The organism is Pseudomonas machongensis (assembly GCF_034961125.1).
Lineage (GTDB): Bacteria > Pseudomonadota > Gammaproteobacteria > Pseudomonadales > Pseudomonadaceae > Aquipseudomonas > Aquipseudomonas machongensis.
Map to the genome: position 1 here is coordinate 1 of NZ_JAYFUI010000062.1, position 15,195 is coordinate 15,195.

Consider the following 15,195-nt stretch of genomic DNA (forward strand, 5'->3'; position numbering starts at 1 on the left):
CCACCTGCCGCAGGTTGCAGCGCAAGGGCACCACCACCTGTTCGTACACAAGGTGCGCAACAGCGACACCACCCATACAGCCGTGGCCAGCCTAGGCAAACGTGAGCGGGTCGAAGAAGTGGCACGCATGCTGGGCGGGATAGACCTGACCAAGGAATCCCTGGCGCATGCGCGCAAGATGGTGGTTAGCGGCAAGACCTGAGGCAGCACACTTCTAAACCCGTGGCAGAAAGCACAAAGGCGACCCGAAGGTCGCCTTTGCTGTTCATAACGATCGAAATCGTTACTTTTTCTTACGCACATACAGGACCAGATTGTGGTCCACGAGCTCGTAGCCATGCTCAGCCACGATCTCTTTCTGGCGGCGCTCGATCTCCGCATCCATGAATTCGATCACTTCGCTGGTATCCACGTTGACCATATGGTCGTGGTGGCCGCCATCGGCCAGCTCGAACACCGCGTGGCCGCCATCGAAGTTGTGGCGAACCACCAGACCCGCTGCTTCGAACTGGGTCAGTACACGGTAGACGGTCGCCAGACCGACATCCTCACCTGCTTCCATCAGCGCCTTGTAGACATCCTCGGCGCTCATGTGACGCTGCTCGGTCGAATCGAGCATCTGAAGGATCTTGACTCGAGGCAGGGTCACCTTGAGACCGGCTTTGCGCAATTCGCTATTTTCAACCATGGTCAGCTTTCTCGCCGATGCTGCTTCGCAGCTTCTCTTAATACGGGTATGATCGGGGTTTACGTTGTCCAGCCAAGATAGTGGAAGTCGCCCACCGATGCAAAACACCAAGCTCTTGCTAACCAGCCTCACCCTCGTGGGACTGCTCGCACTCGCCGGTTGCTCGTTTCCCGGGGTTTACAAAATCGACATCCAGCAGGGCAATGTCGTCACGCAGGACATGATAGACCAATTGCGCCCCGGAATGACCCGACGGCAAGTAAGGTTTATCATGGGCAACCCGCTCCTGCAGGACACCTTCAACACCAATCGGTGGGATTATCTCTACAGCATCCAGCCTGGCGGCGGTAAGCGCCAGCAGGAGCGCATGAGCATCTTCTTCAACGAAAGCGACCAACTGGTCAGCCTGTCCGGCGACTTCATGCCAGGCGTGAGCCGCGACCAGGAAATCCTGGGCGGCAGCAGCACCACGACCGTCAGCCCGGCCAACCAGCCGTCTCAACAGCCAGAGAAGCCAGCCAAGGCCGGCTCGACGGAAGAGTCGATCCAGCGTGAAATCGACACCATCGAGACGACACCGGTGCCCACACCGGCGCCCCTGGAGACCTCGCCGCAATAACGGCATGGCCCATGAAAAAGCCCGGACATGGTCCGGGCTTTTTATTGCGCAGCGCATACAGCAACAATCTTACCCGCGTGCGGCCTTGGCCTTTTCGGCTCGCTGTCTGCGCATCGCCTTCGGGTCGACCAGCAGCGGCCGGTAGATTTCCAGGCGCTCGCCCTCCTCTACCTGACGCTGCTGCGGATCAGCGACGACCTTGCCGAACACACCCACCGGGCAGCTTTCAATATCCAGCCCTGGCACTTGCGCAGCGATACCAGACAAACGCAAAGCCTCACGCAGCGTCACACCCTGCGGCACCCGGCACGCCAGCAACCACTGGCGTGCAGCAGTCGCGTAAGCCACCTCGATACTCAGCGTCTCAGCCATGCAGCTGCTTGGCTCGCTGGCAGAAGGCATCGACGAGGGTGTTGGCTGCCTGGTTGAACAATGGCCCGAGGGTGGCGCGCACCAGCGGCCCGGCGTAATCGAACGACAGGTCGAGGCTGATCTTGCAGGCTTTCTCGCCCAACGCCTTGAACACCCACACACCATGCAACTGGGTGAAGGGCCCTTCTTCCAGGTTCATCTCGATGGATTGCCCCGGGACCAACACATTGCGCGTGACGAACTGCTGGCTCATGCCACCCTTGGCTACCTCCAGCTTCGCCCGCATGTGCGTGTCACTCGCCTCGAGCACCGTCGAGTCCGAGCACCAGGGAAGAAACTCAGGGTAGCTGGCCACGTCGTTGACCAGGTCGTAGAGCGCCTGGGCAGGGTATGGCAGCAGGGCGGAGCGTTGAATATGGGTAGTCATCCAGGCATCACTTCCAAGCTGGGCGGCAGCGCATCGCAGCGCTTCGGAACGGTTCCGTACAACGGAACGAGGCCTGCATTGTCCGGGATTCATCCTGCTGGCTCAAGCGCACCGAACCCCATAGCCAGAGGACGTGGCGACTGCCTATAATGCCGCCCCTATGGCTAAGCAAAAGAAACATCCGACCGGGACCATCGCGCAGAACAAGAAAGCGCGACACGATTACTTCATCGAACACAAGTTCGAGGCCGGGCTGGTCCTGTCCGGTTGGGAAGTAAAAAGCCTGCGGGCCGGCAAGGCGCACCTGACCGACAGCTACGTGCTGCTCAAGGATGGCGAAGCCTGGCTGTTCGGCAGCCACATCACCCCGCTGAACACCGCCAGCACCCACGTCATCGCCGACCCCATGCGTACCCGCAAGCTGCTGCTGAACAAGCGCGAGCTCGAGCGCGTGGAGGCTGCCGTGGCGCAGAAAGGCTACACCTGTGTGGCCCTGGCGCTGTACTGGAGCAAGCACCTGATCAAGTGCGAAATCGCGCTCGGCAAGGGCAAGAAGGAGTTCGACAAGCGCGACACGATGCGCGAGCGCGACTCCAACCGCGAGCTGCAGCGTGCGGTGCGCAACAAGGGCAAGGAAGAGTAGATCTTCCTCTTGCCTGCGATAGCTGCGATACCTGCCTAGCGCCCACTGCGTCGCTCAGCGCGCGCCACGCGCTGGGCTTCCTGCTGCGCTTCTTCCAGCACTTCCTGCACGTACAGGATGTGCCGGCTCGACACCTCCCGCGCATCTTCTGCACGCCCCTCGACGATCGCCTGGTACAGTTCGCGATGCTGACTGATCAGCATGTCGCGCGTTTCCGTACGCTGCTGGTACATACCCCCGATGTTGGTCACTACATTGCGCTTGAGCAGGTCGAACAGACCACGAATGGTATGCAGCAGCACGGCATTGTGGCTGGCCTCGGCAATCGCCAGATGAAAACGGGCATCCGCTGCGCCTTCTTCTGCACGACTGACCTCATCGACGCGGGCATAGCAATCCTGCAGCGCATCGAAGGCGGCCTTCAACCGCGCCCGATCCGGCTCGGTAGCACGCTGGGCTGCGTAGAAGGCGCATGAGGCCTCAAGGGTGTGACGAAACTCCAGCAGGTCGCGCTGAGCCTCAGGGTTGTGCTCGAGCAACTGCAACAAGGGATCACTGAACGTCGATCCCAGCGACTCGGCCACATAGTTGCCGCCCCCCTGGCGACTGACCAGCAGCCCCTTGGCCACCAGTTTCTGGATCGCCTCGCGCAACGACGGGCGGGAAACGCCGAACTGCTCGGCCAGGGCGCGTTCGGCGGGCAGGCGCTGCCCTGAGGTCAACGTCCCCTCGAGAATCATCCCTTCCAGTCGATCGACGATATCGTCGGACAGGCGCCGTTGGCGGACCTGATCAAAAACCATCACATGCTCTCCACAAACCCCGGCACCGATTTCGGGGCACCTATTCTGCGCCTATCCGCGGCAGCCCGACAGATATTCCTCGATTGATCCGACGCGATCTCGCCCTCCGCTCATCGGCACTCGACCAAAGTTTTGCTTGGGACAAATTGACACACCCCGTATCCGGCTTTTAACCTAGCGACCAGTCATTGTAAATTGGTATTACCAATTATCCAATGCCAGTGCTGACCAACAACAATTAGGGGTCACCCCATATGCAAACCTGGCAACAACTCTACACACCGCTTGGTAGTCTCGGCCTGTCCGCACTGGCGGCGGTCATCCCCATCGTGTTCTTCTTCCTCGCCCTCGCCGTGTTCCGCCTCAAGGGCCACGTGGCAGGCAGCATTACCCTCGGCCTGTCGATCCTGGTGGCGATCTTCGCCTTCCAGATGCCTGTCGACATGGCCCTTGCCGCAGCAGGCTACGGCTTCCTCTATGGCCTCTGGCCGATTGCCTGGATCATCGTTGCCGCGGTGTTCCTGTACAAACTCACGGTCAAGAGCGGCCAGTTCGAAGTCATCCGCAGCTCGGTACTGTCGATCACCGACGACCAGCGCCTGCAGGTGCTGCTGATCGGCTTCTGCTTCGGTGCCTTCCTCGAAGGCGCAGCCGGCTTCGGCGCGCCCGTGGCCATCACCGCCGCACTGCTGGTGGGTCTGGGCTTCAACCCGCTGTATGCCGCTGGCCTGTGCCTGATCGCCAACACCGCGCCGGTCGCCTTCGGCGCCCTGGGCATCCCGATCATCGTCGCCGGGCAAGTGACCGGTATCGACGCCTTCCACATTGGCGCCATGACCGGCCGCCAGCTGCCGCTGCTGTCGCTGTTCGTGCCGTTCTGGCTGGTGTTCATGATGGATGGCCTGCGGGGCGTGAAAGAGACCTGGCCCGCCGCGCTGGTCGCCGGCCTGAGCTTCGCCGTGACCCAGTACTTCACGTCCAACTTCATCGGTCCTGAACTGCCGGACATCACCTCGGCCCTGGCCAGCCTGATCGCCCTGACCCTGTTCCTCAAAGTCTGGCAGCCCAAGCGCGCGTTCGCCGAGGCCAAGGGCAGCGTCGGTGCAGCCGTGGTCAGCAGTGGCGGCAGCCAGCCTTCGCCGTACAGCTTCGGCGAGATCTTCAAGGCCTGGTCGCCATTCCTGATTCTCACCGTGCTGGTGACCATCTGGACCCTCAAGCCCTTCAAGGCTGCGTTCGCGCCGGGCGGCGCGATGTACAACTTCGTGTTCAACTTCGCCATCCCGCACCTCGATCAACTGGTGATCAAGACTGCCCCGATTGTCACCGCGCCGACCGCAATGCCGGCCGTGTTCAAGCTCGACCCGATCTCCGCCACCGGCACCGCGATCTTCCTGTCGGCACTGATCTCGATGTGGGTCCTGAAGATCAATGTCAAAACTGGTCTTACCACTTTCAAAGAGACCTTCTGGGAACTGCGCTGGCCGATCCTGTCGATCGGCATGGTGCTGGCCTTCGCCTTCGTCACCAACTACTCGGGCATGTCCTCGACCATGGCCCTGGTCCTGGCCGGCACCGGCGCGGCTTTCCCGTTCTTCTCGCCGTTCCTGGGTTGGCTGGGCGTGTTCCTGACCGGATCCGACACATCGTCCAACGCCCTGTTCAGCTCGCTGCAGGCCACCACCGCGCACCAGATCGGCGTCAGCGACACCTTGCTGGTCGCCGCCAACACCAGCGGCGGCGTGACCGGCAAGATGATCTCGCCGCAGTCGATCGCCGTGGCCTGCGCCGCTACCGGCCTGGTCGGCAAGGAGTCGGACCTGTTCCGCTTCACCGTCAAGCACAGCCTGTTCTTCGCGACCATCGTCGGCCTGATCACCCTGGTCCAGGCCTACTGGCTGACCGGTATGCTGGTTCATCACTAAAGTGACAGGGGCCGGGCGCCCTCACGCGCCCGGCAGCTCCCACAACCCACGCTGCGAGAATCCATGATCATTTCAGCCTCCACCGACTATCGCGCCGCGGCCCAGCGCAAGCTGCCCCCCTTCCTGTTCCACTACGCCGACGGCGGCGCCTACGCCGAGCACACCCTGCGCCACAACGTCTCGGACCTGGCCAGCATCGCCCTGCGCCAGCGTGTGCTGAGAAACATGTCGGAGCTGAGCCTTCAGACCCGGCTGTTCGACGAAACCCTGAGCATGCCCGTGGCCCTGGCCCCGGTCGGCCTGACCGGCATGTACGCGCGCCGTGGCGAAGTGCAAGCGGCGCGCGCGGCGGCGGCGCACGGCATTCCCTTCACCCTGTCCACGGTGTCGGTCTGCCCGATCGAGGAAGTGGCGCCTGCCATCGACCGGCCCATGTGGTTCCAGCTGTATGTCCTCAAGGACCGCGGCTTCATGCGCAACGCCCTGGAGCGCGCCAAGGCCGCCGGGGTGAAGACGCTGGTGTTCACCGTCGACATGCCCGTGCCCGGCGCCCGCTACCGTGACGCCCATTCCGGCATGAGTGGCGCCAACGGCCCGATGCGTCGTGTGTTGCAAGCCATGACCCACCCTGAATGGGCCTGGGACGTCGGCGTGATGGGACGCCCCCACGACCTGGGCAATATTTCCACCTATCGCGGCAACCCGACCGGCCTTGCCGACTACATCGGCTGGCTGGGCAACAATTTCGACCCGTCGATTTCCTGGAAGGACCTGGAGTGGATCCGCGAATTCTGGGACGGCCCGATGATCATCAAGGGCATCCTCGACGCCGATGACGCCCGTGACGCCGTGAGGTTCGGTGCCGACGGCATCGTCGTCTCCAACCATGGCGGCCGCCAGCTCGACGGCGTGCTGTCCAGCGCCCGCGCCCTGCCGGCCATTGCCGACGCGGTCAAGGGTGATTTGAAGATTCTCGCCGACTCGGGTATCCGCAGCGGCCTGGACGTGGTGCGCATGATCGCCCTGGGCGCCGACACGGTGCTGATCGGCCGCGCCTTCCTCTGGGCCCTGGCCGTGCATGGTCAGGCTGGGGTGAAGAACCTGCTGGAGCTGTTCGAGAAAGAAATGCGCGTGGCCATGGTGCTGACCGGCGCCAAGTCGATCGGCGAGATCAGCCGCGATTCACTGGTACGCGAGTTGGGCGCCTGAGCCCTTACGAAACAAACGCCTGATAGTCCGGGGCACGTCGCGCGCCAGACGCGCCGGCCCCGCGAGGAGATTGCATGAGCCTGCCCGCTGCGTTCCTGCGTGATGCCGAGCGCCTGATCCCTGCCGAACGCCGTTTCGACGACCCGACCTCGACCCTGGCCTTCGGCACCGACGCCAGTTTCTACCGGCTGATCCCCAAGCTGGTGGTGCGCGTCGAATCCGAGGACGAGGTGGTCGAGCTGATCCGCCTGGCCCAGCGTGAGCGCGTGCCGGTAACCTTCCGCGCTGCAGGCACCAGCCTCTCCGGGCAGGCCATCAGCGACTCGGTGCTGATCGTGCTGGGCGACAACTGGAACGGCCGCGAGATTCGCAACCAGGGCGAACAGATCCGCCTGCAGCCCGGGGTCATCGGTGCCCAGGCCAATGCCTGGCTGGCCCCCTACGGGCGCAAGATCGGACCTGATCCGGCGTCGATCAATGCCTGCAAGATCGGCGGCATCGTCGCCAACAATGCCAGCGGCATGTGCTGCGGTACCGCGCAGAACACCTACCACACCCTTGCTGGCCTGCGCCTGGTACTGGCCGACGGTACTCGTCTGGACAGCGAAGACCCGGCCAGCGTCGCCGCCTTCGAACAGAGCCACGCCGCACTGCTCGACGAACTTGCCCGCCTTGGCCGTGAGACCCGCGCCAACACCGAACTGGCCGACCGCATCCGCCACAAGTACAGGCTGAAGAACACCACCGGCCTCTCGCTCAACGCACTGGTGGACTACGACCAGCCACTGGATATCCTCCAGCACCTGCTGGTCGGCTCCGAAGGCACCCTGGGCTTCATCAGCGCAGTCACCTATGACACCGTGCCTGACCACCCGCACAAGGCCAGCGCCCTGCTGGTGTTTCCCACTGTCGAAAGCTGCTGCCGGGCAGTGACCGTGCTCAAGCGCCAGCCCGTGTCGGCGGTCGAGCTGCTCGACCGCCGCAGCCTGCGCTCGGTGCAGGAGATGCCAGGCATGCCGGCCTGGGTGAAAGGCCTGTCGAGCAACGCCTGCGCCCTGCTGATCGAGTCCCGCGCCGCCAGCCAGAGCCTGCTGCACGAACAACTGGCGCTGGTGATGGGGTCAATCGCCGAATTCCCGCTCGAGCAGAAGGTCGAGTTCAGCGAAGACCCGACGGTGTACAACCTGCTGTGGAAGATTCGCAAGGACACCTTCCCTGCCGTCGGCGCCGTACGCCAGACCGGCACCACGGTGATCATCGAAGACGTGACCTTCCCGGTAGAGCAACTGGCCGAGGGCGTCAACCGCCTGATCCAGCTGTTCGACAGGCATCGCTATGACGAGGCGATCATTTTCGGCCACGCACTGGAAGGCAACCTGCACTTCGTTTTCACCCAGGGCTTCAACAGCGCCGAGGAAGTTGCGCGTTACCAGGCCTTCATGGAGGACGTCGCGCAACTGGTGGCGGTGGAGTTCGGCGGCTCGCTCAAGGCCGAGCACGGCACCGGACGCAACATGGCGCCCTTCGTCGAGCTGGAATGGGGCAAGGACGCCTACCAGTTGATGTGGGCACTCAAGCGCTTGCTCGACCCCAACGGCATCCTCAACCCGGATGTGGTGCTCAGCAATGATCCGGACATCCACCTGAAAAACCTCAAGCCACTGCCGGCGGCCGACGAGATCGTCGACAAATGCATCGAGTGCGGTTTCTGCGAGCCGGTGTGCCCGTCCAAGGGGCTGACCCTCAGCCCACGCCAACGCATCGTCATGTGGCGCGATATCCAGGCCAAGCGTCGTGCCGGCCTCGACACCCGCGAGCTGCTGCAGACCTATCAATACCAGGGCATCGATACCTGTGCCGCTACCGGCCTGTGCGCCCAGCGTTGCCCGGTGGGGATCAATACCGGCGAACTGGTGAAGAAACTGCGCGGCCAGGCCGCCGATCACCTGAAGACTGCCAACTGGCTGGCCGAGCACTTCCACTCGGCCCTCAGTGGCGCACGCCTGACCCTCGCCGCGGCCAACGGCGCACGCAAGCTGCTCGGTGCCCCACGCCTGGCGCGCCTCAGCAGTGGCCTGCGCAAGGTCAGCAACGGTCGCCTGCCGCAGTGGACAGCAGCCATGCCGCAACCGCTCAAACCGATCGACTTCGGCCCGGCAAGCCACGATGCACGACCACGGGTGGTTTACCTTGCGGCCTGCGTGTCGCGTGTCATGGGCCCGGCCTATGGCGATCGCGAGCAGCGCTCGTTGCTGGACAAGACCCAGGCCCTGCTGGAAAAGGCCGGCTACCAGGTGATCTTCCCCGACAACGCCGACAGCCTCTGCTGCGGCCAGCCATTTGCTTCCAAGGGCTATGCCGAACAGGCCGAGCACAAGCGCCAGGAACTGATCGCCGCCCTGCTGCATGCCAGCCGCGGCGGCCTCGATCCGATCTACTGCGACACCAGCCCCTGCACCTTGCGCCTGGTACAGGACCTGGGCGAAACCCGGCTGGACCTCTACGACCCGGTGCGCTTCATCCGCACGCATCTGCTCGACAAGCTGGAGTTCACCCCACAGGAGGAACCTGTGGCCGTACATGTCACCTGCAGCACCCAGCACCTGGGCGAAAGCCAGGCGCTGATCGACCTCGCGCGGCGTTGCAGCAAGCAGGTGGTGATTCCCGAGGGTATCCACTGCTGTGGGTTCGCTGGCGACAAGGGCTTCACCACGCCAGAGCTCAATGCCCATTCCCTGCGCAGCCTGAAAGATGCGGTGCAGTACTGCAGCGAAGGGATTTCCACCAGCCGTACCTGCGAGATCGGGCTGTCGAGCCATAGTGGTATCGACTATCACGGATTGGTCTATCTGGTGGACCGGGTGACGCGCGCACGAGCTATTTAGGTCAGCCCAACCCCTGCGGGAGCGGCGGTTCGGCGCTCCGACTTGTCCCGCGAACACGGGCGTAGCCCGTGCCAGGCAGCGCGGTGTTTTTTTCGCGGGTAAACCCGCTCCTACAATGGAGCGCCTACCCAGGCGATTGACCCAGCAGCTAGCAACCATTTGTTACAAGTAAATGCTAACCTGCAGCCCCCTTCTTCCGCTGCCGTTGGCCCCCGATGTCTGAGTCCGCACCGTTGCTGTTGCGTCACCACCGTCCGTTCATCGCGTTCTGGCTTGCGCGGGTCTTCACCGCCAGTGGCTTCCAGATGCTCACCGTGGCCATCGGCTGGCACCTCTACCAGCTCACCGGCAACGTCCTGGACCTGGGCCTGGTCGGCCTGGTCGAATTCGCCCCACGGGTGCTGTTCATGCTGCACACCGGGCATGTCGCCGACCGCTACGACCGGCGCAAGGTCGCCGCCCTGTGCCAGTGCCTGCAAGGGCTCATCGCCCTGGCCCTGGCGCTGGGCAGTGCCACCGACAGCGTCACCCGTGAACTGATCTTCGTGCTGGCGTTCCTGCTCGGTGCCACCCGCTCCTTCGAGATGCCTGCGACCCAGGCACTGCTGCCCAACGTGGTGCCGCCGGGGCTGTTCCCGCGCGCCGTCGCTGCGTCGGCGTCGGCGACCCAGGCAGCGACCATCGTCGCCCCGGCGGTCGGCGGCCTGCTCTACGCTTTCGGCAGCATCTGGGTGTATGGCCCGACGGTATTGCTGTACGCCATTGCCTGCCTGCTGATGCTCAGCCTCGACTCGCGCCAGCAGACACCCCAGCGCGGCCGTGCCAGCCTGGAATCACTGCTGGCCGGCATCCGCTTCATTCGCAGTCGCCCGGACATCCTCGGCGCCATCTCGCTGGACCTGTTCGCCGTACTGCTAGGCGGTGCCACGGCGCTGCTGCCGGTGTTCGCGAAGGATATCCTGCTCACTGGCGCCTGGGGCCTGGGTCTGCTGCGCTCGGCTCCGGCGGTAGGTGCCTTGTTAATGTCGCTGTGGCTGGCGCGCTTCCCGGTAGAACGCAAGGTCGGCCGGACCATGTTCACCGCCGTGGGCGTGTTCGGCGTGGCGACCATCGCCTTCGGCCTGTCGACCTCGTTCTGGTTCTCGCTGGCGGTGCTGGTGGTACTGGGCGCGGCAGACATGATCAGCATGGTCATCCGCAGCGCCTTCGTGCAACTGGAGACACCGGATGAAATGCGCGGCCGGGTCAGCGCGGTGAACGGGCTGTTCATCGGCGCCTCGAATCAGCTCGGCGAGTTCGAATCCGGGGTCACTGCGCACTGGTTTGGCACAGTTCCGGCGGTGGTGCTGGGTGGCGTGGGCACGCTGGTGGTCACTGGCGTGTGGATGAAGCTGTTCCCGACCCTGGCCAACCGCGACCGCATGCACAATCCGCAATAGTCTTCATGGGGCTGCCTGGCAGCCCTTTCGCGGCACCAGGCCGCGCCGACAGCGGGCGCCACGCCACAAAGACCAACAGCCATAGGCCCCCGCCCCCCATGCTGGTATGATGCGCGGCTTTTTTCCGCCCCCACAAAACCACGGCAACCGGTACGGTCTGTGCTTTGCTGATGGGGTCGAATACATTCACGGCGCCGCGGCGCCATGGGAGCAGGCATGCTGGAAAGGCTGTTTCAACTAAAAGCACACAACACCAACGTGCGCACCGAGATCCTCGCGGGCGTCACCACCTTCCTGGCGATGGCCTACATCCTGTTCGTCAACCCGAGCATCCTCGGCGAAACCGGCATGGACAAGGGCGCGATCTTCGTCGCCACGTGCCTTGCCGCCGCCATCGGCTCGGTCACCATGGGCCTGATCGCCAACTACCCGATCGCCCTCGCCCCGGGCATGGGCCTGAACGCCTTCTTCACCTACACCGTGGTCCTGCACATGGGCCACACCTGGCAGGTGGCACTGGGTGCGGTATTCCTCTCGGCGGTGCTGTTCTTCCTGCTGTCGATCTTCCGCATCCGTGAATGGATCGTGAACAGCATCCCGCTGCCGCTGCGCTCGGCGATCGCCGCCGGTATCGGCCTGTTCCTGGCACTCATCGCCCTGCACAATGCGGGCATCGTCGTCGATAACCCAGCCACCCTGGTCGGCCTGGGCGACCTCAAGCAGCCTGCACCGATCCTTGCCACCCTCGGCTTCTTCCTCATCGTCGGCCTCGAGTCGCTGAAAGTGCGCGGCGCCGTGCTGATCGGCATCCTCGCCGTGACGGTGGTGTCGATCCTGGTGGGTGCCAGCCAATTCGGCGGCATCGTTTCCATGCCGCCGTCGCTGGCCCCGACCTTCCTGCAACTGGACATCAAGGGCGCGCTGGACGTCGGGCTGATCAGCGTGATCTTCGCCTTCCTGTTCGTCGACCTGTTCGACAACTCCGGCACCCTGATCGGCGTGGCCAAGCGCGCCGGCCTGATGGGCAAGGACGGCCATATGCCGAAGATGGGCCGTGCGCTGATCGCCGACAGCACCGCAGCCATGGCCGGCTCGCTGCTGGGCACCTCGACCACCACCAGCTATATCGAATCGGCTGCCGGCGTAAGTGCCGGCGGACGCACCGGCCTGACCGCCATCGTGGTAGCCGTGCTGTTCCTGCTCGCGCTGTTCTTCGCGCCGCTGGCCGGTAGCGTGCCGGCCTACGCCACCGCGCCGGCACTGCTGTTCGTTGCCGTGCTGATGGCCTCGGGCCTGGCCGAGATCAACTGGGACGACGTCACCGAGGCCGCGCCGGTAGTGGTCACCGCCCTGGCCATGCCATTGACCTATTCGATCGCCAACGGCATCGCCTTCGGCTTCATCGCCTGGACCGCCATCAAGCTGATCTCCGGTCGTCATCGCGACCTGAACCCGGCCCTGGTGATCCTGTCCATTCTGTTCGTCATCAAGCTGGGCTGGTTCAACGCATGAGTGCCGTCTTCGACCCTTCGCAATACACGACCCAACTGCAGGCCAAGGTCGAGCGCCTGCGCGAGCTGCTGGCGCCCTTCGATGCACCGCAACCTGCCGTGTTCGAGTCGCCGCGCGAGCACTATCGCCTGCGCGCAGAGTTCCGTCTGTGGCGCGAAGAGGGTCAACGCCACTACGCGATGTTCGCCCCGGGCGAGAAGCACAAGGCAATTCTGATCGACGACTTCCCCATCGCCAGCCAGCGCATCAATGAACTGATGCCCCGTCTCAAGGCCGCCTGGCAGGGCAACGAAGACCTGAGCAATCGTCTGTTCCAGGTCGAGTTCCTGACCACACTGGCCGGCGATGCCATGGTCACCCTGTGCTATCACCGCCCGCTCGACGAGGCCTGGGAAGCTGCCGCGCAGCAACTGGCCGCACAACTGGGCGTCAGCGTGATCGGTCGTTCCAAAGGCAAGCGCGTGGTGATCGGCCGTGACTATGCCGTGGAGAAACTCGACATCGCCGGCCGCACCTTCAGCTACCGCCAGCCTGAAGGCGCCTTCACCCAGCCCAACGGGGCAGTGAACCAGAAGATGTTGGGCTGGGCCTGCGAGGCGATGGGCGAGCGCAGCGACGACCTGCTGGAGCTGTACTGCGGCAACGGCAACTTCACCCTGCCCCTGGCCACCCGCGCGCGCCAGGTGCTGGCCACCGAGATCAGCAAGACCTCGGTCAACGCCGCCCTGCACAACCTCGACGAAAACGGCATCGACAACGTGCGCCTGGTACGCCTGTCGGCCGAGGAACTGACCGAGGCGCTGAACGAGGTCCGCCCATTCCGTCGCCTGGAAGGCATCGACCTGAAAAGCTACGACTTCGGCACCGTGTTCGTCGACCCGCCACGCGCCGGCATGGACCCGGACACCTGCGAGCTGACCCGGCGTTTCGAGCGGATCCTGTACATCTCCTGCAACCCCGAGACGCTGGCGCAGAACATCGCTCAATTGCACGATACCCACCGTATCGAACGCTGCGCGCTGTTCGATCAGTTCCCCTACACCCACCACATGGAAAGCGGGGTCCTGCTGGTGCGGCGCTGATCGATGGATGGCCGGGGCCACCTGACAGGCCCCGGCATTCGTTCAGAAGTCGAAGAACACCGTCTCCCCTTCCCCTTGAATACGGATATCGAAGCGATACGCCGTCTTCCCGTCCACCTCGCAACGCTTGGCGATCAGCGTCTCGCGCCGCTGCGGCTGCTCGATCAGGTTGAGCACCGGGCACTTGGCGTTGGCCTCGGCCTCGTCATCGAAATACAAGCGGGTATGCAGGTGGATATTGATCCCCCGGGCGAACAGGCTGATGTTGATGTGCGGTGCCATCGGCACCCCGGCAGCATTGTTCACCACGCCTGGCTTGACCGTGTGCAAGGTCCATTCACCTGCATCGAAGGTGGTGGCGGTCCGGCCGAAGCTGTTGAAGGTGTTCTCCAGGTTGAACATGTCCTGGTAGTGGCCGTTGGCGTCGGCCTGCCACACCTCGAGGAAGGAATCACGCACCAGATGGCCATTGCCATCGTACACCTGGCCGATCAGCAGGATGTGCTCGCCCGGAGCCTCCGGGCGGGCCAGGCGGTTCCAGATTTCCTGGTCGCGGGTCGGGTTACCGGCAGCTTCCAGGGCCAGGCCGATGTGCACATAGGGGCCGGCGGTCTGCGAGGGGGTCTCCGGCAGCAGTTCGATAGGCATGACGGGTCTCCTCAGCGATTCTCGAAGTGGGTCTGGCGCTGGCCACGCAGCACGATGTCGAAGCGATAGGCCAGACAGTCCATCGGGTTGGCGCGGCTCATGTCGAGCCGGGCGATCAGGCGCTGCACCGCGTCCGGGTTGGCGATCGACTTGACGATCGGGCACATCGGAATCAGCGGATCACCTTCGAAATACAGTTGGGTGATCAGCTTGGTGGCAATCGATGGGCCGCTGATGGAGAAGTGGATGTGCGCCGGACGCCAGTCGTTGGGGCCGTTGCGCCAGGGATAGGGGCCGGGCTTGATGGTGCGGAAGCTATAGTAGCCGTCACGGTCGGTCAGGCAGCGACCTACGCCACCGAAGTTGGGATCGAGCGGGGCCAGGTAGCGGTCGTTCTTGTGGCGGTAGCGACCACCGGCGTTGGCCTGCCACATCTCCACCAGGGTATTGGGCACCGGCTTGCCGTACTGGTCGACGACCCGCCCGGCAACGATGATGCGCTCACCGATCGGCAGGCCACCGTTGTTGAAGTTCAGCAACAGGTCATGGTCATGCTCGCCGAAGCGCAGGTGGGAAAAATCAGGGCCGGTGCTTTCGCTGACCGACTGGGCAATGCTCACCAGCGCCTGGCGCGGCGAGCGGGCGATGGATGTCTTGTAATCAGGCGTAAGGGCCTTGGGGTGCCAGTTGCGATCACGGATCACGAAGCGGCTGGTGTCCTGAGCGGGCATGCCGTTTTCCTCTCTTGGAATTGTTCGAACCACCTGTGCGTGGCAGGCGGACTTGCAGTTTCCGGCAGGTCGCGCAGCGCGAAAACTGAAAACATGCGCGCCAGACATAACCATTTGGTTATGCAACTTTTCGTCAGACCACCTGATCTGAAGCGCTGGACTATTCTGGATGGACTGCGGTGCTGGCTGCGCAGAGCGCACGGCCCTTCAAC

At 63.8% G+C, this 15,195-nt stretch carries 14 protein-coding genes and 1 pseudogene; 9 read left to right on the plus strand and 6 right to left on the minus strand.

Annotation, left to right across the window (positions count from 1 at the left end):
* Window positions 1-202 (plus strand): annotated as a pseudogene (locus VA602_RS05110) (DNA repair protein RecN); the annotation flags it as partial.
* 81 nt (window positions 203-283) lie between these two features.
* On the opposite strand, the gene fur reads toward VA602_RS05110, so the two are convergent.
* Entirely contained in the window at window positions 284-688 is a 405-nt protein-coding gene (fur, locus tag VA602_RS05115; protein WP_046788147.1) for a ferric iron uptake transcriptional regulator, read from the minus strand.
* 97 nt (window positions 689-785) lie between these two features.
* Here fur and VA602_RS05120 point away from each other — a divergent pair, with 97 nt between their 5' ends.
* Window positions 786-1,307: an outer membrane protein assembly factor BamE gene (locus VA602_RS05120; RefSeq protein ID WP_054892627.1), complete on the plus strand. Its 522-nt coding sequence runs from the start codon at window positions 786-788 to the stop codon at window positions 1,305-1,307.
* A 69-nt stretch (window positions 1,308-1,376) separates the two neighbouring features.
* Here VA602_RS05120 and VA602_RS05125 read toward each other — a convergent pair whose 3' ends face one another.
* A complete protein-coding gene (locus tag VA602_RS05125) occupies window positions 1,377-1,679 on the minus strand; it encodes an RnfH family protein (RefSeq protein WP_323452666.1) in 303 nt (100 codons plus the stop codon).
* On the minus strand, window positions 1,672-2,106 hold the full coding sequence (locus tag VA602_RS05130) for a type II toxin-antitoxin system RatA family toxin (RefSeq protein WP_054892629.1): 435 nt from the start codon (window positions 2,104-2,106) through the stop codon (window positions 1,672-1,674). The genes VA602_RS05125 and VA602_RS05130 overlap by 8 nt, the downstream gene beginning before the upstream one ends.
* A 160-nt stretch (window positions 2,107-2,266) precedes the next feature.
* On the opposite strand from VA602_RS05130, the gene smpB reads away from it, so the two are divergent.
* Window positions 2,267-2,749 carry an SsrA-binding protein SmpB gene (gene smpB / locus VA602_RS05135; protein WP_027917703.1) on the plus strand — a complete coding sequence of 161 codons (483 nt, stop codon included), beginning with the start codon at window positions 2,267-2,269 and terminating at the stop codon, window positions 2,747-2,749.
* 35 nt (window positions 2,750-2,784) lie between these two features.
* Here smpB and VA602_RS05140 read toward each other — a convergent pair whose 3' ends face one another.
* A complete protein-coding gene (locus tag VA602_RS05140; protein WP_153774498.1) occupies window positions 2,785-3,552 on the minus strand; it encodes an FCD domain-containing protein in 768 nt (255 codons plus the stop codon).
* Between the two features lie 254 nt (window positions 3,553-3,806).
* Between VA602_RS05140 and VA602_RS05145 the strand changes: the two genes are divergently transcribed.
* From VA602_RS05145 to trmA, 6 genes are all read left to right on the plus strand, one after another.
* Window positions 3,807-5,477, plus strand: coding sequence for a lactate permease LctP family transporter (locus VA602_RS05145; protein WP_054892631.1), 1,671 nt, complete (start codon window positions 3,807-3,809; stop codon window positions 5,475-5,477).
* Window positions 5,478-5,540: 63 nt separating this feature from the next.
* Window positions 5,541-6,686 (plus strand): FMN-dependent L-lactate dehydrogenase LldD, encoded by a 1,146-nt coding sequence (lldD, locus tag VA602_RS05150; protein ID WP_112897265.1) that lies wholly within the window; start codon window positions 5,541-5,543, stop codon window positions 6,684-6,686.
* A gap of 74 nt (window positions 6,687-6,760) precedes the next feature.
* Window positions 6,761-9,571, plus strand: coding sequence for an FAD-binding and (Fe-S)-binding domain-containing protein (locus VA602_RS05155; protein ID WP_323452667.1), 2,811 nt, complete (start codon window positions 6,761-6,763; stop codon window positions 9,569-9,571).
* A 215-nt stretch (window positions 9,572-9,786) separates the two neighbouring features.
* Entirely contained in the window at window positions 9,787-11,010 is a 1,224-nt protein-coding gene (locus VA602_RS05160; RefSeq protein ID WP_323452668.1) for an MFS transporter, read from the plus strand.
* Between the two features lie 216 nt (window positions 11,011-11,226).
* Window positions 11,227-12,522, plus strand: coding sequence for an NCS2 family permease (locus VA602_RS05165; RefSeq protein ID WP_054892635.1), 1,296 nt, complete (start codon window positions 11,227-11,229; stop codon window positions 12,520-12,522).
* On the plus strand, window positions 12,519-13,604 hold the full coding sequence (gene trmA / locus VA602_RS05170) for a tRNA (uridine(54)-C5)-methyltransferase TrmA (protein WP_054892636.1): 1,086 nt from the start codon (window positions 12,519-12,521) through the stop codon (window positions 13,602-13,604). The genes VA602_RS05165 and trmA overlap by 4 nt, the downstream gene beginning before the upstream one ends.
* Before the next feature lie 42 nt (window positions 13,605-13,646).
* Here trmA and pcaG read toward each other — a convergent pair whose 3' ends face one another.
* Window positions 13,647-14,252, minus strand: coding sequence for a protocatechuate 3,4-dioxygenase subunit alpha (gene pcaG, locus VA602_RS05175; protein ID WP_065861563.1), 606 nt, complete (start codon window positions 14,250-14,252; stop codon window positions 13,647-13,649).
* A gap of 11 nt (window positions 14,253-14,263) precedes the next feature.
* Window positions 14,264-14,983: a protocatechuate 3,4-dioxygenase subunit beta gene (pcaH, locus tag VA602_RS05180; protein WP_323452669.1), complete on the minus strand. Its 720-nt coding sequence runs from the start codon at window positions 14,981-14,983 to the stop codon at window positions 14,264-14,266.
* Window positions 14,984-15,195: the final 212 nt, after the last annotated feature.